Here is a 19479-nt window from a genome sequence, read left to right on the forward strand (position 1 = left end):
GCCTGGCATCCGGCCTCCTTCGCAAAACTCAGACAAGCTCGGCGAGCGTTTCACGTGAAAAGGCCTGAAGCTTGTCGATCTCGCCGGCCTCGACCTTCTTCACCCATTCGGGATCCTTGATCAGCGCGCGGCCGACGGCGATCAAATCGAACTCGTCCTTTTCCATGCGGCTGACCAGCTTCTCAAGTCCGGAGGCGGAGGTTTCAGCGCCGCCGAAGGAGCCGAGGAAATCCGCGCCGTCAAGGCCGACAGACCCGACCGAAATCGTCGGCACGCCGGTGATCTTCTTGGCCCAGCCGGCGAAGTTGAGGCCGTTTTCGCCGTCGATTTCGGGAAATTCCGGTTCCCAGAAGCGGCGCTGCGAGCAGTGGAGCATGTCGGCGCCGGCATCCACCAGCGGCTCCAGCCACTCGGCCATCCCGTCCGGCGTGGTGGCGATCTTCGCATTGTAGTCCTGCTGCTTCCACTGGCTGAGGCGGATGATCACCGGCATGGCGTCGGAGACGGCCTCGCGCACGGCCTTGATAATCTCGGCGGCAAAGCGCGCGCGCTCGCCAATCGCCGGTCCGCCCCAGCGGTCCTCGCGCAGGTTCAGCTCCGGCCAGAAAAACTGGTCGATCAGATAGCCATGGGCGCCGTGCAGTTCCACCACATCGAAGCCGAGGCGCTCGGCATCCGCCGCGGCCCTGGCAAAAGCGGCAATCGTGTCGGCAATGTCTTCCTCGCTCATGGCGTGGCCGCGCTTCTCGCCCGGCTTGACGAAACCGGAGGGGCTTTCGGTCTCATCGGGGTTCGGCGGATAATCGGCGCTGGCTATGGTGTTGGCCACATGCCAGATCTGCGGCCCCATCCTGCCGCCGGCCGCATGAACCGTGTCGATCACGTTTTTCCACCCTGCGAGCGCTCTCTCTCCATGGAAATCCGGAATGCCGGGAAGGTTCTTCGAGTTGGGGCGGTCGACAACGGTGCCTTCGGAAAGGATCAGGCCGACATCGCTCTCGGCGCGGCGGCGGTAGTAATCGGCAACATTCTGGCCGGGCACGCCGTCCGGCGAAAAGCCGCGCGTCATCGGCGCCATCACGATCCGGTTCTTCAGTTCAAGCGATTTGAGTTTGAAGGGCCGGAACAGGGCCTCATTGGCGGAGTTTGACATTTCGGTTTCCTTTACAGCCTTGGGAGGACTTCTGGCGGCATAGGTATAAATTATGGACTTAGTGTCAATAAGGCATTATGAGTTGCCTAGGTATAGATGAGGTGACCTATGGCGCATGATCCATCCCGATGCCCGAATTTCCAGGTGGATTGCATCAACCGAAAGATTCTCGACCAGATTTCCGGCAAATGGTCGATCATGGTTTTGACCATGCTTGGCTATGGCCCGCACCGGTTCAACGCGATCAAGAAGCAGCTCGAAGGCATCAGCCAGAAAGCGCTGACCGATACGCTGCGCAAGCTCGAGCGCAATGGCGTCGTCAACCGCAGGGTGCTACCAACGTCTCCCGTCGGCGTGGAATATGAGCTGACGGCGCTCGGTCAGTCTCTGCGCACGCATGTCATCGCGCTTTATACCTGGACCGAGGAGAACGGAGAGGAAATTTCCCGCGCTCAGGCCGCATTCGATGAACGCGCCGCCTGAACGATCAATCCTCGTCAGCCAATTGAAAGCAAAAGGGGGCGCGCGGCCCCCTCCTGAAATCACGCTGTAATGACGCCCGCTGGTCAGCGGTTGTCATCATCCTCGTCTTCATCGCCTTCATTCTTCAGCGACGCAAAGCGCGAGAACACCTCGTCGGCAGACATGCCCTTGTCTTCCTGCGATGTGTTGACGCTGTCGCCGAGGCTTTCCATCTCGCTTGCAGAAGCCAGACGGGCATTGTCGAGTTCCTCGGCCGACGGGAGAGGGCGGTCCTTGGCCGATTTTTCGACTTCGAGATCAAGGTCTATCTGGCTGCAGAGGCCGAGCGTCACCGGATCCATCGGCGTCAGATTGGCCGAGTTCCAGTGGGTGCGGTCACGGATCTGCTCGATCGTCGACTTGGTGGTGCCGACGAGGCGCGAAATCTGCGCGTCCTTCAGTTCCGGATGATTGCGCACCAGCCAGAGAATGGCGTTCGGGCGGTCCTGACGCTTGGAGACCGGCGTATAGCGCGGGCCCTTGCGTTTGGATTCCGGCACCCGCACCTTCGGCTCGGAAAGTTTCAGCTTGTGGTTCGGATTGTTCTCCGCGCGCGCGATCTCGTCACGAGAAAGCTGGCCGGTCGAGATCGGGTCGAGGCCCTTGATGCCCTGCGCGCTCTCGCCGTCGGCAATGGCCTTGACTTCCAGCGGGTGGAGCTTGCACAGCTCGGCAATCTGATCGAACGACAAGGCCGTGTTGTCCACGAGCCATACGGCTGTCGCCTTGGGCATAAGCAGCTTTTGTGCCATTGGATAAAGTCCTTCTGTCGTCCGCGCCGGTGTCGCGGTCCGTGGGTTTTTGCCACAATTTCCGGGAATAGTTGAGGCCCATATAATCCCTTCACGCTTCGAATGCAATCACGTCGAAACAATTGACGAATGTCTTATTGAAGACATCGCACGAGCCTGTATGAATGGGGCAACGGAGGAATTTCTGAGGAGGAAAGTATGTCAGGCAAGACATATCCGGTTTTGAAGCCGGCAAAGACGCGCGCTCTGATCGATGCGAACAAATACGAGAAATGGTATCAGGAAAGCGTTGAGGAACCGGAGATCTTCTGGGACCGTCATGGCCGGCGGATCGACTGGTTCAAGCCCTATACCAAGGTCAAGAACACGTCGTTCACCGGCCGGGTCTCGATCAAGTGGTTCGAGGACGGGCAGACCAATGTCTCCTATAACTGTATCGACCGGCACCTGAAGACGCACGGGGAACAGACCGCCATCATCTGGGAAGGCGACAACCCCTATATCGACAAGAAGATCACCTATAACCAGCTTTACGATCAGGTCTGCCGCATGGCAAACGTGATGAAGAAGCACGGCGTCAAGAAAGGCGACCGGGTGACGATCTACATGCCGATGGTGCCGGAAGCGGCCTATGCGATGCTCGCTTGCGCGCGCATCGGCGCCATTCATTCGGTGGTCTTTGCCGGTTTCTCGCCGGAAGCGCTCGCCGGCCGCATCGTCGATTGCGAATCGACCTTCGTGATCACCTGCGATCAGGGCGTGCGCGGCGGCAAGCCGATCCAGCTCAAGGAAAATGTCGACCTCGCCATCGATATCGCCGCCAAGCAGTATGTCATGGTCAACCATGTGCTCTGCGTGCGCCGTACCGGCGGCCATGTCGGCTGGGCCCGCGGGCGCGATCTCTGGTATCACGAGGAAATCAAGACGGTGAAGGGCGATTGCCCGCCGGTAAAGATGCGCGCGGAAGACCCGCTGTTCATCCTCTATACCTCCGGTTCGACGGGCAAGCCGAAGGGCGTGCTGCACACCACCGGTGGCTATCTCGTCTGGGCCTCGATGACGCATGAATATGTCTTCGACTACAAGGAGGGCGAGATCTTCTGGTGCGCGGCCGATGTCGGCTGGGTCACAGGCCATTCCTATATCGTCTACGGGCCGCTCGCCAATTGCGCGACGACGGTGATGTTCGAAGGGGTCCCGACCTTCCCGGATTCCGGCCGCTTCTGGGAGGTGGTCGACAAGCATCAGGTCAATATCCTCTACACCGCTCCGACGGCTATCCGCGCGCTGATGGGGGCTGGCGACGATCTGGTGAAGAAATCCTCGCGCGAAAGCCTGCGCCTGCTCGGCTCGGTCGGCGAGCCGATCAACCCGGAAGCCTGGGAATGGTATTACCGCGTCGTTGGCGAGGAGCGCTGCCCGATCGTCGATACCTGGTGGCAGACGGAAACCGGCGGCATGATGATCACGCCGCTGCCGGGCGTGACCGACCTGAAGCCCGGTTCGGCCACCAAGCCCTTCTTCGGGGTCAAGCCGCAACTGGTGGACAACGAGGGCAAGGTGCTGGAAGGCGCGGCCGACGGCAATCTCTGCATCACCGACAGCTGGCCGGGGCAGGCGCGCTCGGTCTATGGCGACCATCACCGTTTCGTCCAGACCTATTTCTCCACCTACAAGGGGAAATATTTCACCGGCGACGGCTGCCGACGCGACGAGGACGGCTATTACTGGATCACCGGCCGCGTCGACGATGTGCTCAACGTTTCCGGCCACCGTCTCGGCACGGCGGAAATCGAGAGCGCGCTGGTCTCGCACCATTTCGTGTCGGAGGCCGCGGTCGTCGGCTATCCGCATCCGGTCAAGGGGCAGGGCATTTATTGCTATGTCACGCTGATGAGCGAGCACGAGCCTGATGAGGCGCTCCGGCAGGAACTGATCAAGTGGGTGCGTGCCGAAATCGGCCCGATCGCGACGCCGGACAAGATTCAGTTCGCGCCCGGCCTGCCGAAGACGCGTTCCGGCAAGATCATGCGCCGCATCCTCAGAAAGATCGCCGAGGACGATTTCGGTGCGCTGGGCGATACATCGACGCTCGCCGACCCCGGCGTCGTCGACGACCTCATCGAGAACCGCCAGAACAAGTCCAAGGCGGCGTAACATGAGATCGGCGAGCCGCCGTCAAGGCGGCTCGCACCACACTGGAATTGTCTGTTGCTGACAAGCGCTGTTGTCCATCTTTACCTGGCCCTTGAGCCAAAGCGGACGGGTTTCAGGTTTCGAGAACCGTCAAAGAGGGTTGAAAACCTCGTATTTTGCACATTTTCCTGGTTTTCAAAACATCGTCTTTTCTCCGCCTATCCGATTGAACAAGATCCTATCCACCCCATTCAGTGTCATCCTCGGGCTTGACCCGAGGATCCAGGCCACACGGCAAGCGGCTGCAGGATTCTTTCCGAACTCGATGGCCAGCATCGCCTGGATGCTCGGGTCAAGCCCGAGCATGACGCAGGTGGGAGGGGGGAAATGGCCATCAAGGAGCCGAGATCCCGAACAAGCTTGGCCGCGGTTGGCGGAGCCGCAAATCGGTGCGCCTGGGCCGGTGTGAGGTGACCCGCATACGGGCCAAACTGATATCCTTACCAAAAGCCCAGACAGAAGGAATGCGCGTCGAGCAGATTGGTTGGAAAGATAAGTAACGTGCGCTCGGAGCCCGCCCATTTTCCCTTGCATGCACGTTCAAACCGGAATATGCACGTTTCTGCACGATTTGGACACGGCCATGCATCTGATCCGCGAAAGACAGGACATCATTCTTCAACGGCTGAAGACCGGCAACCGGGTTCTGGCTGCTGATCTGGCAACTGAATTCGCCGTTTCCGAAGACACGATCCGCCGTGACCTGAGGGAGCTGGCCGCGCGCGGCCTGTGCGAGCGGGTCTATGGCGGGGCGTTGCCCGTTGCGCCGGCCGCGGGGCCGCTGAAGGCCCGCGACAACAAGGATGACGCGGAGAAGCAGGCGCTCGGCCGCCTGCTTGCCAGTGAAATCCGCGATGGCATGAGCGTATTTCTCGATGCCTCCAGCACGAACATCGCCGCCGCCCGCTCCCTGCCGGAAAACCTTCACGGCTTCATCGTCACCAATGCGCCGGCGATCGCGGCCGCGCTCGACGGGCACCGGACGCTCGATGTGATCATGATCGGCGGCCGCATCCACCGCGAGGTCGGCGGGGCCATCGGCGCGGGCGCGATCGAAGACCTTCAGGCTTTCCATTTCGATCTCTGTCTGCTCGGCGCCTGCGGGATCGACGTCGAGGCGGGACTGACTTGCTTTCACTACGAGGACGCCCTGTTCAAGCGCGAGGCGGCGGCCTGCGCCCGCCGCGTGGTCACCGCCATGACGGCGGCAAAATTTGCCACGCGCGCCCCCTGTAGCGTCATCGCGCTTGATGCGCTCGACGCGCTGGCTGTTCCGGAAATGCTCGACGCCGCGGCGCGGGCAGCGCTCGAGGAGACCGGCCTGGAGCTGATCGGGAAGGGAGCGGAACGATGACGGTCACCCGCATTGTCCACGTGGCGCTCTGGACCGCCGATCTCGACCGGCTTGCGGCTTTTTATGAACGCGTCTTCGCCGCGCATGCCGGCGCGCGTTACGAAAGCCGCCGCCGCCCCGGCTTCGTCTCGCGCTTCATCACGCTGACAGACGGGCCTGCTATCGAGATCATGCAGGCGCCCTGGCTCGGCCCGGCGGGTGACCCGTCCGCCGAACGCCCGGGCTATGCCCACATCGCCATCGGCCTCGGCAGTATCGGTGCCGTCGACCGGCTGGCGGCCGATGCGGAGCGGGAGGGCTTTCTGGCGAGCGCGCCGCGCCGGACCGGCGACGGCTTCTACGAGGCCGTCCTGACGGACCCGGACGGCAACCTGATTGAAATCACCGCATGACGAGAAAACCAATGATCGACACCCTGCTTGAAGAGACTGGCCGCCCGCGACGCTACATGTCGCCCCATCGCCTCGGCGTCTCGCTGCTCTTTCTCATGAACGGCTTCTACATGGGCTCCTGGGCGCCCAAGATCCCGGTGTTTGCCGAAAAGCTCGGCCTTTCGGAGGGCGAACTCGGTCTGATGATCCTCGTCTTCGGCGTGGGCTCGATCCTGGCCATGCCGCTGACGGGCGTTTTCAACGCCCGCTTCGGCTCGACAAAGGTCGGCAAGGTCTCGGCGCTGATGTTCCTGCCGATGCTGATCCTGCTCACGCTCTCAAACGCGATCTGGCTGGCGGCGATTGTGCTTTTTCTGTTCGGCGGGCTGATGGCATCGATGGACGTGTCGATGAACGCCAATACGGTCGCGGTCGAAAAGGTCGAACACCGGGCGATCATGTCCTCCTGTCACGCCTTCTGGAGCCTGGGCGGACTTCTTGGCGCCGCGATGGGCGGCTTTCTGATCGAAATGACGGGGCCGCTCGGCCACGCAATTGCGGCTACCGCTCTGGCGGGCCTGTTTCTGGCGATCGGCTTTCCGCGCCTTGTCGAAGACACGCCCTCCGGCGAAGAGCGGCAGCAGAAAATCCGCCTGCCGATGACGCCGCTGCCCTGGCTGATCGGCATCGTCGCGCTGTTTTCCATGATCCCCGAAGGCGCAATCATGGACTGGAGCGCGCTTTATCTGCGCAATGAGCGCGGCGTCGATATCGCGCTTGCCGGTTTCGGCTTCGCCGCCTTCCAGCTCTCGATGACGACGATGCGCTTTGCAGGTGACCTTGTGCGCGACCGCCTCGGCGGGGTGAAGACGATGCGGATCTGCGCGGTGCTCTCCGTCACGGGCCTCCTGCTTGCAGGCCTCGCGCCATCCACGCCGCTGATCATTCTCGGTTTTGCCATTGCCGGGCTCGGCATTTCCAACATGGTGCCGATCGCCTTTTCGGCCGCCGGCAACCTGCCCGGCATGGCCCCGGGCATCGGCCTGTCGGTCACGACCACGCTCGGCTATTCCGGCATTCTCGTCGCCCCCTCGCTGATCGGCTTTCTGGCGGAGCACACCGGCTTCTCGCCGATCTTCATGGGCCTGTCGCTTCTCCATGTCATCGTCTTCCTGCTGGCGCCGCTGATGCGCTACGCCGACCGCGACCGGGTGGGCTGACAGTTGACAAGACCGCGCCATTATACCACCTGAAGGGCAGAGCCGTTCCGGAGATGATCATGACGCTTGCCGCTCCCCGCAATTTCGACCCCTTGCCTCGCCGCGCCTCGGTTGCCGTTGATGTCGGCGGCGTGATTGTCGGAGGCGGCGCTCCGGTGGTCGTCCAGTCGATGACCAACACGGATACGGCCGATATCGACGCGACCGTCGCGCAGGTGGCGGCGCTGTCCAAGGCCGGTTCCGAACTGGTGCGCATCACGGTTGATCGCGACGAGGCGGCCGCCGCCGTGCCGCGCATTCGCGAACGGCTGGAGCATCTCGGTCTCGACGTGCCGCTCGTCGGCGATTTTCATTATATCGGCCACAAGCTTCTGGCCGATCACCCGGCCTGCGCCGAGGCCCTTGCCAAATACCGCATCAATCCCGGCAATGTCGGCTTCCGCGACAAGCGCGACAAGCAGTTTGCAGAGATCATCGAAATGGCGATCCGCTACGAAAAGCCGGTCCGCATCGGCGTCAACTGGGGCTCGCTTGACCAGGAGCTGCTGACGCGGCTGATGGACGAGAACGCCGAAGCCGGTTCGCCGCTTTCCGCCCGCGATGTCACCCGTGAAGCCATCGTGCAATCCGCGCTTCTGTCGGCCGAACTGGCCGAGGAGATCGGCCTCGCCCGCAATCGCATCATCCTCTCGGCCAAGGTCTCCCAGGTCCAGGACTTGATCGCCGTCTATTCCATGCTGGCCGAACGTTCGGACCATGCGCTGCATCTGGGCCTCACGGAAGCCGGCATGGGCACCAAGGGCATCGTCGCCTCGTCCGCCTCCATGGGCTATGTGCTGCAGCACGGCATCGGCGACACGATCCGCGTGTCTCTGACGCCGGAGCCCGGCGGCGACCGCACCCGCGAGGTGCAGGTGGCGCAGGAACTGCTGCAGGTCATGGGTTTCCGCCAGTTCGTGCCGGTGGTGGCCGCCTGTCCCGGTTGCGGGCGCACGACCTCGACCGTGTTTCAGGAACTGGCCTCCAAAATCCAGTCGGATCTTCGCAAGAACATGCCGGTTTGGCGCGATAAATATCCGGGCGTGGAAGCGCTCAACGTCGCGGTGATGGGCTGCATCGTCAACGGTCCGGGCGAAAGCAAGCATGCCGATATCGGCATCTCTCTGCCCGGCACCGGCGAAACGCCCGCCGCCCCGGTCTTCATCGACGGCAAGAAGGCCAAGACCCTGCGCGGGCCGAACATCGCCGCCGATTTCGAGGCGATGGTCAGCGATTATATCGAGAACCGCTTCGGTTCGGGCAGTCAGGCTGCGGAATAGGAAGCTCAGTTCTTCACATAAAGCCTGCCGCCGCCCTTCTTGCGGCCGGTGTCCTCCACGCCGGGAAAGCGGCCCTTGCGCACGGCGTTGAGGAATTCGCGGCCGAACTTCACCTTGTCGCCGATATAGAGGCGGTTCCAGCCTTCGCCGTAGAGTTCCGGGAAATGAAATTCGCCCGGCTCCAGAGCGAGGAGCCGGTTTGCGATCTGGTCTTCGTCGAGCATGTCAGAACCTTGTCGTCAGAAGTTTCAGGCCGGCAAGTGTGAAGAGCGCGGCCATCGTCCCCTCGATGGCGCGGCGGCCCTTGCGGTAGCCGCGCACGACAACGTCGGACGAGAACATCAGCGCCAGCGCGTTGAAGGTCAGGAAGCCGATGATATTGGCGCCGGCGATGAACAGGATGATGGTGCCATGATCGGCATCCTTCGGCAGGCCGATGGACACGAGCGAAACCCAGGCAAAGATCGCCTTCGGATTGGTGAGGTGGATATAGAGGCCGCGCCGGTAGAAGGCGCCGAGGCTGAGACGCCCGGCAATCTTCGGCGCCATGTCGGCGGCATCCGCGCGCATCGCGGCGCGAAAGCTCTTGTAGGCCAGATAAAGCAGATAGCACCCGCCGATGATCTTCAGCGCCATCAGCCCATAGGCAAGCTTCGTCACCACGGCGGCCATGCCGGCGCCGGCCAGCACGGCCCAGAAAAAGGAGCCGGTCAGAACGCCGTTGGCCAGCGCCACGGCCTGCTGCCTGCCCTGGCTCATGGCCGTGCCGGCAATGGCAAGCGTTGCCGGGCCGGGGCTGACGACGGCAACGAAATAGGCCGCCCAGGCAAGTGCCAGAGATCCCAGAAGCTGCGGCGTATCCATCATCCTGTCCTGTCAGTCGGAAGAAGGTTTCGCATTCTCGAACCGATCCCAGATGCCGTCAAGCGCCTTTGAAAACGCGGTATAGACGTTGTTGTCCTTCAGGTGTTTGAGCACCTGTTCATTGGTGCCGCCACGTGTCGCCGATTCCCGCGTCAGTTCGGAAAACGACATCTCAGGCGCGTTGCGAGCCGTTGCGGCAAGCGCGTAGAAAACTGCGCCGGAAAAGGCCCGCGCCTTGTCGGCCGGCAGGTTCTTCGCCTGAAGCCAGTCGGCAATCGTCTCGTAATAGGCAAAGGCGCCGGCAAGCGAGGCGGTGGCGACGCACATCGCCTGGTATTCGTCATCCGTCTCGGCGGCAACCACGGTGCCGAGCGGATCGAACATCGCAATCGCGTCCTCATCCGGCGGGAAGACCGGCGTCGGGCCGCCGTGAAAGGCGACCGCCGGCAGCGGCGTCACCAGCGTGATCCGCGTTGCCGGGGCAACGATCTTGGCAAGCCGCGCCTGGCTGAAGGTCGGCATGAAGCTGATGACGTGGTGGGATGGGCCGAATTTCAGCGTCTTGACGATCTCTTCGGCATCGCCCGGCCTCAGCGCCAGGCAAACCGTCTCCGCGCCGTCGATAACGTCCTGATTGCTCGCCGCGATCTCGACATTCTCGAAGCGGTCGGCAAGTCCGGCCGCGATTTCCTCATTGCGCGGCGAGACAAGAATGGTCGGCTTCTCGCCATCGACCGTGCTCATGCCGGTCACCACGGCCTTCGTGATCTCGCCCGTTCCGATAAACCCGATTGTCATGACATTCCTTCCTGAATTGCTGCCCCAGCATAGGAAGCCATGCCCGGTTTGAAAACCGGGTTCGCCCAGAAAGGCGGGTCTAGGGCGGCGCGCGGCGTTGCCGCCGGAGGAGACTTGCGCCGCCCTGGACCAACGCCGCACAGCGCCATCAGGCGGTCAGGTTTGCCGGCTCGGCAAGCCCGCGACGGCGACAGGCAGCCGTCAGCGTGTTGGCAAGCAGACAGGCGATCGTCATCGGGCCGACGCCGCCCGGCACCGGCGTGATGGCACCGGCCACGGCACTTGCGGCGGCGAAATCGACGTCGCCGACCAACCGCGTCTTTCCTTCCCCGCGCTCCGGCGCATCGATGCGGTTGATGCCGACATCGATCACGCTCGCGCCGGGCTTGATCCAGTCGCCCTTTATCATCTCGGGCCTGCCGACGGCGGCAACCACGATATCGGCCCGGCTGACGACGGCCTTTAGGTCGCGCGTGCGCGAATGGGCGATGGTGACGGTGGCATTGGCGGCAAGCAGCAATTGCGCCATCGGCTTGCCGACGATGTTGGAGCGACCGATGACGACGGCTTCAAGGCCGGAGAGGTCGCCGTATTCTTCCTTCAGCATTATCAGGCAGCCGAGCGGGGTGCACGGCACCATCGCCTTCTGTCCGGTCGCCAGGAGGCCGACATTGGCGACATGAAAACCGTCGACATCCTTGGCCGGATCGATCGCCGCCAGAACCTCGGCTTCGGCTATATGACCGGGCAGCGGCAATTGCACGAGAATGCCGTCGACCGCGTCATCGGCGTTCAATCGCGCGACAAGCGCCAGAAGTTCCTCGGCGGAGGCCTCCTCCGGCAGACGGTGTTCGAACGAGTTCATGCCCGCCTCGAGCGTCTGTTTGTGTTTGGCGCGGACATAGACTTCGGATGCGGGGTCATCGCCGACCAGAACCACGGCAAGGCCCGGCGTCACGCCGTGTTCGGCCTTCATCCGTGAGACGTGGCAGGCCACCGCACCGCGAATGCGGGCGGCAAAGGCCTTTCCGTCAATGATCTTCGCCGTCATCTCGTCCTCCCGTCGGCATTTCCCGTGCGAGCCGGTTCAGTCTGCCGGAAGGCGCGGGCTCATCGGCTCGCTGATCCGGTGCGCCTGGAATGTTTCGGGCAGGGGCGTCAGCTCGATTTCTGCGACAATGCCCGCCTTGCGGAAGGGATCGCCCTCGGCAAAGGCCTCGGCATCGGCGCGGGTTTTTGCTTCCAATATGCCGAAATTGCCGCAGGAGCGGCCCTCGTCATCGACAAGCGCCGAGCCGATCAGCACCGAGACCAGTCCCTTGCCGCCCGAGGACACCCATGCGCGATGCTCGGGTCGGGTTTTCTCACGCAGGTCATCGACGTCAGGCGCATTCATGCACCGCATCAGGAAAAACGCCATCACGCATTCTCCAGCACGACCATGCCGGCGCCGGTGAGCGAGGCGGGGGCAAAATAATGCCTGTGCTTCATCTCCACATGCGGGTTCATGGCCGCGCGCATCACCAGCCACATGATCAGTTCCGCGCCCTCCGAGCCGAACTGGTCGACATAGTCCTTGCGGCTCATGTTCCGGTATTTCTCGAAGTCATTGGCGATGCCGTCGAGCCAGGCCTCATCGGCCTCACGGTTGATGAAGCCGGCGCGACTGCCCTGAAGCTGGTGCGAAAGCCCGCCCGTGCCCATGATCACCACGCGCTCATCGCCGGGGAAGCTTTCGATCGCCTTGCGCAGCACCTTGCCCATTTCCCAGCAGCGCTGCGGGGTGGGGATCGGATACTGGATGGTGTTGACCCAGATCGGCACCACCTTCACCGGCCAGTGTTCGGGGCGGCCGAAGAACAGTTCCAGCGGCACCTGAAGGCCATGGTCAACCTCGATCTCGCGGCAGACCAGCGGGTCGAAATGGTTCTCCACCATCGTGTCGACGATATGCCATGAGAGATCGACGGCACCCTCGAATTCCGGCACGGCGCGCGGGCCCCAGCCCTCGTCCACCGGCTTGTAACTATCCGCCACGCCGATGGCGAAGGTCGGCACGCGGTCCAGGAAGAAGGTGTTGCCGTGATCGTTGAAGATCACTACTGCGACATCGGGCTTCTTGTCCGCCATCCACTGCTTGCCCGGGATATAGCCGTCGAAGAAGGGCTTCCAGTCGGGCGTTTCGGCAAGGCCCTTGTCGAGCGCCACGCCGATGGAGGGTACGTGGCTGGTGCCCACGCCGCCAATGATTTCGGCCATTACATCTTCCCCAGTCTTGTCTTGAGAAATTCGTCCTGGCTCATGCCGGCCTGGGCCGCGCCGATTTCGGCCATGCTCGCCGGATCGACCGCCGCGATCTTCAGGATGAAGAACAGATTGCCGCCAAGCGCCACCATCTTGTGCCAGTCGCGGCTCATCACCGCCTGTTTCTCCGCCTCGCCGAGACCGAAACTGTCGAGAAAGGCTTCCTCGTCGGCCCTGAAGGCCGCGCGGTTTTCCGGCTTGCCGAGCGCCATCGCCATCTTGTTCATCCGGTAGCCGTTTTTCGAACGCTCACGCTCGAAGAGCGGCGTTTCGGGAATTTCGAGCACGTCAGACATTGAGCTCCTCCTTATGCTGATCGAGCCAGCCGGTAATGGCGGCAACCGTTTCCGCCGGGCGCTCCACGGGCATGAAATGCCCGGCCCCCTCAATTATGTGAACCTCGGTGATCGCCAGTTTGTCGGCGATCTCGCGATGCTGCTTTTCCGGCGACCAGCTGTCCTGCGCGCCGGTGATCAGGAGAACCGGACAGGCGATGTCGGCGATGTATTCCATCGCGTTCGGGCGCTCCATGATGGCGCGGATCTGGCGGGCGTGAATATCCGGCCCGGCCTTGAGCACCATGTCCGTCAGGTCGTCGACGAGCGCCGGGTCCGGCGGAATGCCTTCAGCGAGCATTGGCGGCAGCCATTCGGCGGCAAGGGCGGCCATGTCCTCGTAGCCGCGGGCGATCTTGGCGAGCCGCTTGGGCGCCTCGTTCTCTCCCATGCCGTCATGTCCGGTATTGGCCAGTACGAGGCCGCGCACGCGCTCCGGCGCCTGGCGCGCCAATTCCATGGCGACGCGCCCGCCCAGGGAATGGCCGACGGGGATCAGCGGCACTTCGGTCTCGTGCAGCAGCCGGGCCGCCATCTCCTCGATCGTCGTGTCGCGTCTGATGTCGGCATCGACCACCTCAAGCCATTCCGGCGCGGCCTGGGCAACAGCGCGCCAGACGCGGGCGTCGGAAACCAGGCCGGGAATGAGAAGCAATGTGGTCATGAGTGGCCCTCCCAACGCCACCGTGAATACATTTTCTGTAGCGATAGCGAAAAATTCGGGAAAAATCAACCAAGAACCGACTATAATGTATACATAGATCGATCGAAAGACGCTTGAGGCCTTACTGACGAGTCGGATGATCTTGCCCTGATCCGATCTATGTATACATTAGCCGTTCACGGCCCGGTCCATCGGGTCGCATCAGGTCGGGAGGTAAGGATGGACAGGCAAACGACGGCGAAGACCCATACGATGCGGGCGCTGGTGGAGCTGCGCAAGCGAATCCTGGACGGCGCCATTCCGGGCGGCACGCGGCTGTTTGAGGTGGCGCTCGCCGAGGATCTTCAGATCTCGCGCACGCCGGTGCGCGAGGCGATGTCGCGGCTGGCGGAGGAAGGGCTTCTGGAGCGCGCCCGCAGCGGCGGTTTTCTTGTGCGCAGCTTCGCCTATGCCGATGTGCTGGACACGATCGAGCTGCGCGGTGTGCTGGAGGGCACCGCCGCGCGGCTTGCTGCCGAACGCGGGGTGAGCGAGAGGGCGCTGAAGGAGATTTCCGCAATCGTGAGGGCGCTCGACGGCTGTGTCGGCGTGTCGCCGGATGACGTTGATTTCGATAGCTATTCGGAATTGAACGGCGAATTTCATAATGCGCTGGCCACCCTGCCGCGCTCGGCCACGCTGGAGCGCGAACTGGCCCGCGCCAAGCAATTGCCGTTTGCCTCGCCCTCTGCCTTCCTGCCGGACAAGACCAAGCTTTCCGATTTTCGCAGGTCGCTGCAGGTGGCTCAGGAGCAGCACCGTGAAATCGTCACTGCGATTGCCCAGCGCCAGGGCTCGCGGGCGGAAGCGCTGGCACGCGAACATGCATGTGCCGCGCGGCGGAACCTGGAATACATCTTCTCCAAGGAGCGCAATCGCGTCACCACCGTGCCGGGCCTTGCGCTTGTTGCGCCTGACGACACGATTCTTCCCTAAGATGATCGCTATCAATGCGAGAAATTTGCAGGCGGAGAAGTTTTCCGCTTGCATTCTTCAGGTCGCCTTGCAAATGTATGTATACATTATTGATGCTTTGGGAGGAGTTGAAAAGTGGCAGGTCAAAACCTATCGACTGTAATGAAGGGGTTCTCGAATCCTGTTGAGCTTTTGCGGAATTCGCGAGCAGGTATCTATGTATACCCTGTCGTGGCGCCGGAGTTTTCAAACTGGCGCAGCGAGCAGATGGCGTGGCGCAACACCGCCGTCCTGTTCGACCAGACCCATCATATGGACGAACTGATCGTCGAGGGCCCGGACGCCGAGGCGTTTCTCGCCTATGTCGGGATCAATGGCTTTTCCAATTTCGATCAGAACCGCGCCAAGCATTTCGTGCCGGTCACGCCGGCCGGCCACGTCATCGGCGACATGATCATCTTCCGCGAGCGCGAGGACAAATTCGTCCTGGTCGGCCGCCAGCCGACCGCCAACTGGACCAAGTTCCAGGCCGCCATCGGCAAGTGGAACGTGCGGCTCGTTCACGATCCGCGTTCGGATTCGCGTCCCGAGGGCGAGCGCGTGCTGCGCACTCATTACCGTTTCCAGATCCAGGGGCCGGATGCCAACAAGATCCTCGACGCCATCAATGGCGGGCCGGTTCCCGAAATCAAGTTCTTCCATGTTGACTGGATCAATGTCGGCTCGAAGCGCGTGCAGGCGCTGCGTCACGGCATGGCCGGCGCGCCGGGCCTGGAAATCTGGGGCCCCTATTCCGACAAGGCCTATGTCCTGTCGACCATTCTGGAAGCCGCCGCAAAAACCGGCGTCGATCTGCGCCGCGTCGGCTCGCGCGCCTATTCCACCAACACGCTGGAATCGGGCTGGATTCCCTCGCCTCTGCCGGGCATCTACTCGGGCGACGGCATGATGGCGGACTATCGCGACTGGCTGGGCGCTGATGCCTATGAGGCGGTCGGCTCCATCGGCGGTTCCTTCGTCTCCGACAATGTCGAGGACTACTATACCAACCCCTTCGAGCTCGGTTACGGCTTCTATATCGGCTGGAAGAAGGATGATTTCATCGGCAAGGACGCGCTCGCCAAGCTCAAGGACGCGCCGAGCAACCGCAAGAAGGTTACCTTCGAGTGGAACCCGGAAGACGTCGTGAAGGTCATCGCTTCCAGTTTCGAGGAGGGCACGCCCTACAAGTGGATTGATTTCCCGCAGCCCAATTATGCGTCGTCCACGGCCGATATGGTCATGCAAGGCGACAGGATGGTCGGCATGTCGATGTTCAACGGCTATTCCTACAATGAGCGCAGGGTTCTCTCGCTCGGCGTCGTAAGCCAGGATGTCAATGTCGGCGATGTGTTGACGCTGAAATGGGGCGAGCCGGAAGCGACGCAGAAAACCTCGGTGGAGCCGCACAGGCAGGCGGAAATCCGCGTGCGCGTCTCGCCGACGCCCTATGCCGCAGAAGCCCGAGAAAACTATGCCGACAGCTGGCGCACCAAGGCGGGCAGCTGACGCCTTTCTCGTGAAAATCGGCGCCGCCTGCGCTAGGGCGGCTGCCGGCAATAGGGACGCCGCACGGCGCCATGGCGGTTGTTGTCCGCCGCCGGTGGCGGAAACGGCGCAAATCGCGGTTACGGGACTACGCCGAGGAGGGCCTGTCCGATCGCGTTTTCCGCAGTGCCGCCCATGATCGACGCATTGTCGCCAAGCGTCCGGCTTTCGTCGCCGGAGCGTAACGAAGAGGAGTTCGGGAGTGTGGCCGCAGCCAAGCGGGCGCGCTCAGTCTACCAAGTCATGAAACCTGGGGAGGAGAATCATGATCTACAGGTCACTGCGCAGTCTTGCCGTATCCGCCGCGCTTTTCGCCGGCGTCGCCACGGCCTCTTCGGCGGAAGAACTGTCTTTCGCCCATTTCGTTCCACCGCAGCATACCTTGACCGGCTCGGTCATCGAGCCGTTACAGCAGGGCCTCGCCAACGAGGTCGGTGACGAACTGACCATTCGCGTCTATCCGGGCGGCGAGCTAGGCAAGGGTCCGCTGGAACAGTATGTCCGCGTGCTTCAGGGCGTTGCCGACATCGTCTGGGGCCTGCCCGGCTATACGTCGTCGCAGTTCCCGAAGACCATGATTGCCGAAATGCCCGGCGTCATCGAACTGGGACAGCCAGGTTATCCGGCGATCTGGCGCTCCATGGAAATGATCCAGGACGAGTTTCCCGGCACCAAGCCGCTGGCGCTGTGGACCTCGGAGCCAAACATTTTCATCATGAAGGACAAGGATATCCGCACGCCCGATGACCTGAAGGGTCTGAAGATCCGCGCCGCCGGCTCGACCACGGCCGCCGTTCTCGAAGCGCTTGGCGCAACGCCGGTTCAGATGCCGGCAGGAGAACTCTATAACGCCCTGCAGACCGGCCTGATCGATGGCGTTGTCACCGGCGCTTCCGCCGTCACCGACTTCAAGCTTTCCGAGGTTGCCGACAGCTATACGATCGGGGCGCCGATCGGCCGACTGACCTTCTATGTGGTGATGAGCCAGGCGCGTTACGACGGGCTCTCCGACGAGCAGCAGGCGGCGATCGACAAATATGCCGGCGAATACCTCTCCGAAAGCGCGGAGACGGCGTGGAACCGCGTTGCCGAAGAGACCATTGCCGGCCTTGAGGCCGATCCCAACAAGACCGTGATCACGCTCGATGCCGATCAGGCGGCAGCCTTCGGCGCGATCACCATTCCGGTGACCGAAGAGATCGTGACCGAGCTCGGCGCCGAGAATGTTCTTGCCTCGATGCGTGGTGAATAAGACCATGCTTTCCACGCTCCGCAGGCTCGCGGATGGGCTGATTTCGCTCTCCGCTTTTGCCGGCACGCTCGGGCTGATCTTCGTGACGCTGGTCGTGCTTGCGGACGTGATCGGACGGGCATTCGGCGCGCCGCTTCGCGGCGCGCAGGATTTCTACCAGATGGGCATGGTCATCATCGTCTTCGGCGGCATGGCGCTTTGCGACAAGCTCGGCGGCCATGTCGCGGTCGATGTCTTCGAAGGTCATTTCCCTGATGCCTTCAATCACTGGCTCAACATCTTCGCCGCGCTTCTCGGCGCGGTGATCTTCGTCGGCATCGCCTATACCGTCTACGATTCATCGAAACTGTCGCAGATGCTCAAGCTTGCCACCAATATCGTGCGCATGCCCAAATGGTATTTCCAGTGGGCCTTGTCGATCATGGCGCTGATCACCGCCATCGGCATGGCGCTTCGCGCCGTTGAGCTTGCGCTGTCGGGGCCGTCCCGCGATGTCGGGCGGGAGGTCGGCGAATGAGCGGAGAACTGGTGGGCCTGATCGGCCTTGCCGTCCTGTTTGTGCTGCTGGTGATCCGCGTGCCGGTGGCGCTGGCAATGTTTTCGGTCGGCTTCGCCGGCATCTGGGCGCTCAAGGATCTAAAGGCGGCGATGAGCCTGATGGCCTCGGAAAGCTTCACGCTTGCCTCCTCGGCCGAACTGGTGGTGGTGCCGCTATTCATCCTGATGGGTAATGTTGCCTCGGTAACGGGCATGAGCGGCAGGCTTTACGATGCGGCCTATGCCATTGTCGGGCGGTTTCGCGGCGGCCTTGCCTCGGCGACCGTGCTGGGCTGTGCCGGTTTTGCCGCGCTTTCGGGGTCCTCAGTCGCCTCGGCGCTGACCATGGGCAAGGTCTCCATGGCCGAGATGGATCGCTTCAATTACGACAACCGGCTTTCGACCGGGGTGGTTGCCGCCGGCGGCACGCTCGGCATTTTGATCCCGCCCTCGACCGGCTTCGTCATTTACGCCATCCTGACGCAGCAATCGATCGGCCGGCTTTTTCTGGCGGGCGTCCTGCCGGGCATCCTGCTGCTTTCGATGTTCATCGCCACGATCACCATCCTGTGCTGGCTTCGGCCCGGCTTCGGTCCCGCCGGCCCGCGCACGACGATGGGCGAGAAGACGAAGAGAATGGTCGGCGCGCTTCCGGTGCTCTCCGTGGTGATCCTGACGATCGGCGGCATCTATGCAGGGATCTTCTCGCCGGTGGAGGCGTCTGCCGTCGGCGCCGGGCTGATCATCCTGATCGGCGCGGCGACGGGAAAGCTTACGCCAAAGGCGTTCTGGGCGGCTGCCAAGGATTCGGTGGTCACGACGGCGGCGGTCATGCTGATCCTGATTTCGGCCCATAACCTGAACCCGTTCCTGGCGCTGACCCACATTCCCGATCTGGTGAGCGTCTTCCTGGAAGGCCTTCAGGTCGGACCGATCACGGTGCTCGCGCTGATCCTGCTGACCTATCTGATCCTCGGCTGTTTCCTTGAAGGCTTCGCCATGCTGGTGCTGACCATGCCGATCTATTTTCCGGTGATCTCGCAATTGGGAATCGATCCGATCTGGTTCGGCGTGCTGGTGGTGCTGACGCTGGAGATGGGCCTGATTTCGCCGCCGGTCGGGGTCAATGTGTTCATCGTCAAATCGGTGGCCCGCGACGTGCCGCTCGCCCGCATCTTTGCAGGCGTCACGCCGTTCTGGTTCGCGATGCTGGCGACGCTGATCGTGCTGATCGCCTTTCCGCAGATCACGCTGATCCTGCCGGATACGATGATGAACTAGCAGCGCCGACAGGGCG

General features: G+C 62.4%; 21 protein-coding genes. 11 read left to right on the plus strand and 10 right to left on the minus strand.

Annotated elements, in window-relative coordinates:
- Nucleotides 1–28: 28 nt before the first annotated feature.
- Nucleotides 29–1153 carry an NADH:flavin oxidoreductase gene (locus JET14_RS00440; RefSeq protein ID WP_200336280.1) on the minus strand — a complete coding sequence of 375 codons (1125 nt, stop codon included), beginning with the start codon at nucleotides 1151–1153 and terminating at the stop codon, nucleotides 29–31.
- A 108-nt stretch (nucleotides 1154–1261) separates the two neighbouring features.
- Between JET14_RS00440 and JET14_RS00445 the strand changes: the two genes are divergently transcribed.
- On the plus strand, nucleotides 1262–1636 hold the full coding sequence (locus JET14_RS00445; RefSeq protein ID WP_200336281.1) for a winged helix-turn-helix transcriptional regulator: 375 nt from the start codon (nucleotides 1262–1264) through the stop codon (nucleotides 1634–1636).
- A gap of 83 nt (nucleotides 1637–1719) precedes the next feature.
- Here the strand turns inward: JET14_RS00445 and JET14_RS00450 are convergent, their stop codons facing one another.
- Nucleotides 1720–2427, minus strand: coding sequence for a DUF1013 domain-containing protein (locus tag JET14_RS00450; protein WP_200336282.1), 708 nt, complete (start codon nucleotides 2425–2427; stop codon nucleotides 1720–1722).
- Nucleotides 2428–2625: 198 nt separating this feature from the next.
- On the opposite strand from JET14_RS00450, the gene acs reads away from it, so the two are divergent.
- The 5 genes from acs (at nucleotide 2626) to ispG (ending at nucleotide 8887) form a co-directional block, all read left to right on the plus strand.
- The gene (acs, locus tag JET14_RS00455) at nucleotides 2626–4584 is read left to right on the plus strand and encodes an acetate--CoA ligase (RefSeq protein ID WP_200336284.1); all 1959 of its coding nucleotides are present in this window, start codon (nucleotides 2626–2628) and stop codon (nucleotides 4582–4584) included.
- Between the two features lie 622 nt (nucleotides 4585–5206).
- Entirely contained in the window at nucleotides 5207–5977 is a 771-nt protein-coding gene (locus JET14_RS00460; protein WP_200336286.1) for a DeoR/GlpR family DNA-binding transcription regulator, read from the plus strand.
- Complete coding sequence (locus JET14_RS00465; RefSeq protein WP_200336287.1) at nucleotides 5974–6369, plus strand: VOC family protein; 396 nt, start codon at nucleotides 5974–5976, stop codon at nucleotides 6367–6369. The genes JET14_RS00460 and JET14_RS00465 overlap by 4 nt, the downstream gene beginning before the upstream one ends.
- Nucleotides 6366–7568: an MFS transporter gene (locus JET14_RS00470; RefSeq protein WP_246750435.1), complete on the plus strand. Its 1203-nt coding sequence runs from the start codon at nucleotides 6366–6368 to the stop codon at nucleotides 7566–7568. Before JET14_RS00465 ends, JET14_RS00470 begins: the two co-directional genes overlap by 4 nt.
- Nucleotides 7569–7627: 59 nt before the next feature.
- A complete protein-coding gene (gene ispG / locus JET14_RS00475) occupies nucleotides 7628–8887 on the plus strand; it encodes a flavodoxin-dependent (E)-4-hydroxy-3-methylbut-2-enyl-diphosphate synthase (RefSeq protein WP_200336289.1) in 1260 nt (419 codons plus the stop codon).
- Between the two features lie 5 nt (nucleotides 8888–8892).
- On the opposite strand, the gene JET14_RS00480 is transcribed toward ispG, so the two are convergent.
- The 8 genes from JET14_RS00480 to JET14_RS00515 form a co-directional block, all read right to left on the minus strand.
- Nucleotides 8893–9111 (minus strand): DUF1413 domain-containing protein, encoded by a 219-nt coding sequence (locus JET14_RS00480; RefSeq protein ID WP_200336290.1) that lies wholly within the window; start codon nucleotides 9109–9111, stop codon nucleotides 8893–8895.
- Nucleotide 9112: 1 nt separating this feature from the next.
- Nucleotides 9113–9751 (minus strand): LysE family translocator, encoded by a 639-nt coding sequence (locus JET14_RS00485; RefSeq protein WP_246750437.1) that lies wholly within the window; start codon nucleotides 9749–9751, stop codon nucleotides 9113–9115.
- Between the two features lie 12 nt (nucleotides 9752–9763).
- Entirely contained in the window at nucleotides 9764–10549 is a 786-nt protein-coding gene (locus tag JET14_RS00490) for a pyrroline-5-carboxylate reductase (RefSeq protein ID WP_200336293.1), read from the minus strand.
- Between the two features lie 148 nt (nucleotides 10550–10697).
- A complete protein-coding gene (gene folD / locus JET14_RS00495; protein WP_200336295.1) occupies nucleotides 10698–11600 on the minus strand; it encodes a bifunctional methylenetetrahydrofolate dehydrogenase/methenyltetrahydrofolate cyclohydrolase FolD in 903 nt (300 codons plus the stop codon).
- Nucleotides 11601–11636: 36 nt separating this feature from the next.
- Nucleotides 11637–11969: a YciI family protein gene (locus JET14_RS00500; protein WP_200336296.1), complete on the minus strand. Its 333-nt coding sequence runs from the start codon at nucleotides 11967–11969 to the stop codon at nucleotides 11637–11639.
- Nucleotides 11969–12808 carry a class III extradiol dioxygenase family protein gene (locus JET14_RS00505; RefSeq protein WP_200336298.1) on the minus strand — a complete coding sequence of 280 codons (840 nt, stop codon included), beginning with the start codon at nucleotides 12806–12808 and terminating at the stop codon, nucleotides 11969–11971. The genes JET14_RS00500 and JET14_RS00505 overlap by 1 nt, the downstream gene beginning before the upstream one ends.
- Nucleotides 12808–13149 (minus strand): extradiol ring-cleavage dioxygenase, encoded by a 342-nt coding sequence (locus tag JET14_RS00510; RefSeq protein ID WP_200336299.1) that lies wholly within the window; start codon nucleotides 13147–13149, stop codon nucleotides 12808–12810. The genes JET14_RS00505 and JET14_RS00510 overlap by 1 nt, the downstream gene beginning before the upstream one ends.
- Nucleotides 13142–13852, minus strand: coding sequence for an alpha/beta fold hydrolase (locus JET14_RS00515; RefSeq protein WP_200336301.1), 711 nt, complete (start codon nucleotides 13850–13852; stop codon nucleotides 13142–13144). Before JET14_RS00515 ends, JET14_RS00510 begins: the two co-directional genes overlap by 8 nt.
- Before the next feature lie 219 nt (nucleotides 13853–14071).
- Between JET14_RS00515 and JET14_RS00520 the strand changes: the two genes are divergently transcribed.
- From JET14_RS00520 to JET14_RS00540, 5 genes are all read left to right on the plus strand, one after another.
- On the plus strand, nucleotides 14072–14827 hold the full coding sequence (locus JET14_RS00520; RefSeq protein ID WP_200336303.1) for a GntR family transcriptional regulator: 756 nt from the start codon (nucleotides 14072–14074) through the stop codon (nucleotides 14825–14827).
- 114 nt (nucleotides 14828–14941) lie between these two features.
- Nucleotides 14942–16354, plus strand: a complete 1413-nt coding sequence (gene ligM / locus JET14_RS00525; protein WP_432443053.1) for a vanillate/3-O-methylgallate O-demethylase — start codon at nucleotides 14942–14944, stop codon at nucleotides 16352–16354.
- A gap of 304 nt (nucleotides 16355–16658) precedes the next feature.
- Nucleotides 16659–17645 carry a TRAP transporter substrate-binding protein gene (locus JET14_RS00530; RefSeq protein WP_200336304.1) on the plus strand — a complete coding sequence of 329 codons (987 nt, stop codon included), beginning with the start codon at nucleotides 16659–16661 and terminating at the stop codon, nucleotides 17643–17645.
- Between the two features lie 4 nt (nucleotides 17646–17649).
- The gene (locus JET14_RS00535) at nucleotides 17650–18162 is read left to right on the plus strand and encodes a TRAP transporter small permease (RefSeq protein WP_200336305.1); all 513 of its coding nucleotides are present in this window, start codon (nucleotides 17650–17652) and stop codon (nucleotides 18160–18162) included.
- Nucleotides 18159–19463, plus strand: a complete 1305-nt coding sequence (locus JET14_RS00540; protein WP_200336306.1) for a TRAP transporter large permease — start codon at nucleotides 18159–18161, stop codon at nucleotides 19461–19463. The genes JET14_RS00535 and JET14_RS00540 overlap by 4 nt, the downstream gene beginning before the upstream one ends.
- Nucleotides 19464–19479 lie beyond the last annotated feature (16 nt).

It is taken from the genome of Martelella lutilitoris, assembly GCF_016598595.1.
Classification (GTDB): domain Bacteria; phylum Pseudomonadota; class Alphaproteobacteria; order Rhizobiales; family Rhizobiaceae; genus Martelella; species Martelella lutilitoris_A.

What these genes read in the sequence shown, in the direction of transcription:
- JET14_RS00450 (WP_200336282.1), bottom strand. Translation starts at nt 2,427, where the DNA reads ATGGCACAAAAGCTGCTTATGCCCAAGGCGACAGCCGTATGGCTCGTG.
- folD (WP_200336295.1), bottom strand. Translation starts at nt 11,600, where the DNA reads ATGACGGCGAAGATCATTGACGGAAAGGCCTTTGCCGCCCGCATTCGC.
- acs (WP_200336284.1), top strand. Translation starts at nt 2,626, where the DNA reads ATGTCAGGCAAGACATATCCGGTTTTGAAGCCGGCAAAGACGCGCGCT.
- JET14_RS00465 (WP_200336287.1), top strand. Translation starts at nt 5,974, where the DNA reads ATGACGGTCACCCGCATTGTCCACGTGGCGCTCTGGACCGCCGATCTC.
- JET14_RS00480 (WP_200336290.1), bottom strand. Translation starts at nt 9,111, where the DNA reads ATGCTCGACGAAGACCAGATCGCAAACCGGCTCCTCGCTCTGGAGCCG.
- JET14_RS00515 (WP_200336301.1), bottom strand. Translation starts at nt 13,852, where the DNA reads ATGACCACATTGCTTCTCATTCCCGGCCTGGTTTCCGACGCCCGCGTC.
- JET14_RS00490 (WP_200336293.1), bottom strand. Translation starts at nt 10,549, where the DNA reads ATGACAATCGGGTTTATCGGAACGGGCGAGATCACGAAGGCCGTGGTG.
- JET14_RS00500 (WP_200336296.1), bottom strand. Translation starts at nt 11,969, where the DNA reads ATGGCGTTTTTCCTGATGCGGTGCATGAATGCGCCTGACGTCGATGAC.
- JET14_RS00485 (WP_246750437.1), bottom strand. Translation starts at nt 9,751, where the DNA reads ATGGATACGCCGCAGCTTCTGGGATCTCTGGCACTTGCCTGGGCGGCC.
- JET14_RS00470 (WP_246750435.1), top strand. Translation starts at nt 6,366, where the DNA reads ATGACGAGAAAACCAATGATCGACACCCTGCTTGAAGAGACTGGCCGC.
- JET14_RS00505 (WP_200336298.1), bottom strand. Translation starts at nt 12,808, where the DNA reads ATGGCCGAAATCATTGGCGGCGTGGGCACCAGCCACGTACCCTCCATC.
- ispG (WP_200336289.1), top strand. Translation starts at nt 7,628, where the DNA reads ATGACGCTTGCCGCTCCCCGCAATTTCGACCCCTTGCCTCGCCGCGCC.
- JET14_RS00440 (WP_200336280.1), bottom strand. Translation starts at nt 1,153, where the DNA reads ATGTCAAACTCCGCCAATGAGGCCCTGTTCCGGCCCTTCAAACTCAAA.
- JET14_RS00540 (WP_200336306.1), top strand. Translation starts at nt 18,159, where the DNA reads ATGAGCGGAGAACTGGTGGGCCTGATCGGCCTTGCCGTCCTGTTTGTG.
- JET14_RS00445 (WP_200336281.1), top strand. Translation starts at nt 1,262, where the DNA reads ATGGCGCATGATCCATCCCGATGCCCGAATTTCCAGGTGGATTGCATC.
- JET14_RS00460 (WP_200336286.1), top strand. Translation starts at nt 5,207, where the DNA reads ATGCATCTGATCCGCGAAAGACAGGACATCATTCTTCAACGGCTGAAG.
- JET14_RS00530 (WP_200336304.1), top strand. Translation starts at nt 16,659, where the DNA reads ATGATCTACAGGTCACTGCGCAGTCTTGCCGTATCCGCCGCGCTTTTC.
- JET14_RS00520 (WP_200336303.1), top strand. Translation starts at nt 14,072, where the DNA reads ATGGACAGGCAAACGACGGCGAAGACCCATACGATGCGGGCGCTGGTG.
- JET14_RS00510 (WP_200336299.1), bottom strand. Translation starts at nt 13,149, where the DNA reads ATGTCTGACGTGCTCGAAATTCCCGAAACGCCGCTCTTCGAGCGTGAG.
- JET14_RS00535 (WP_200336305.1), top strand. Translation starts at nt 17,650, where the DNA reads ATGCTTTCCACGCTCCGCAGGCTCGCGGATGGGCTGATTTCGCTCTCC.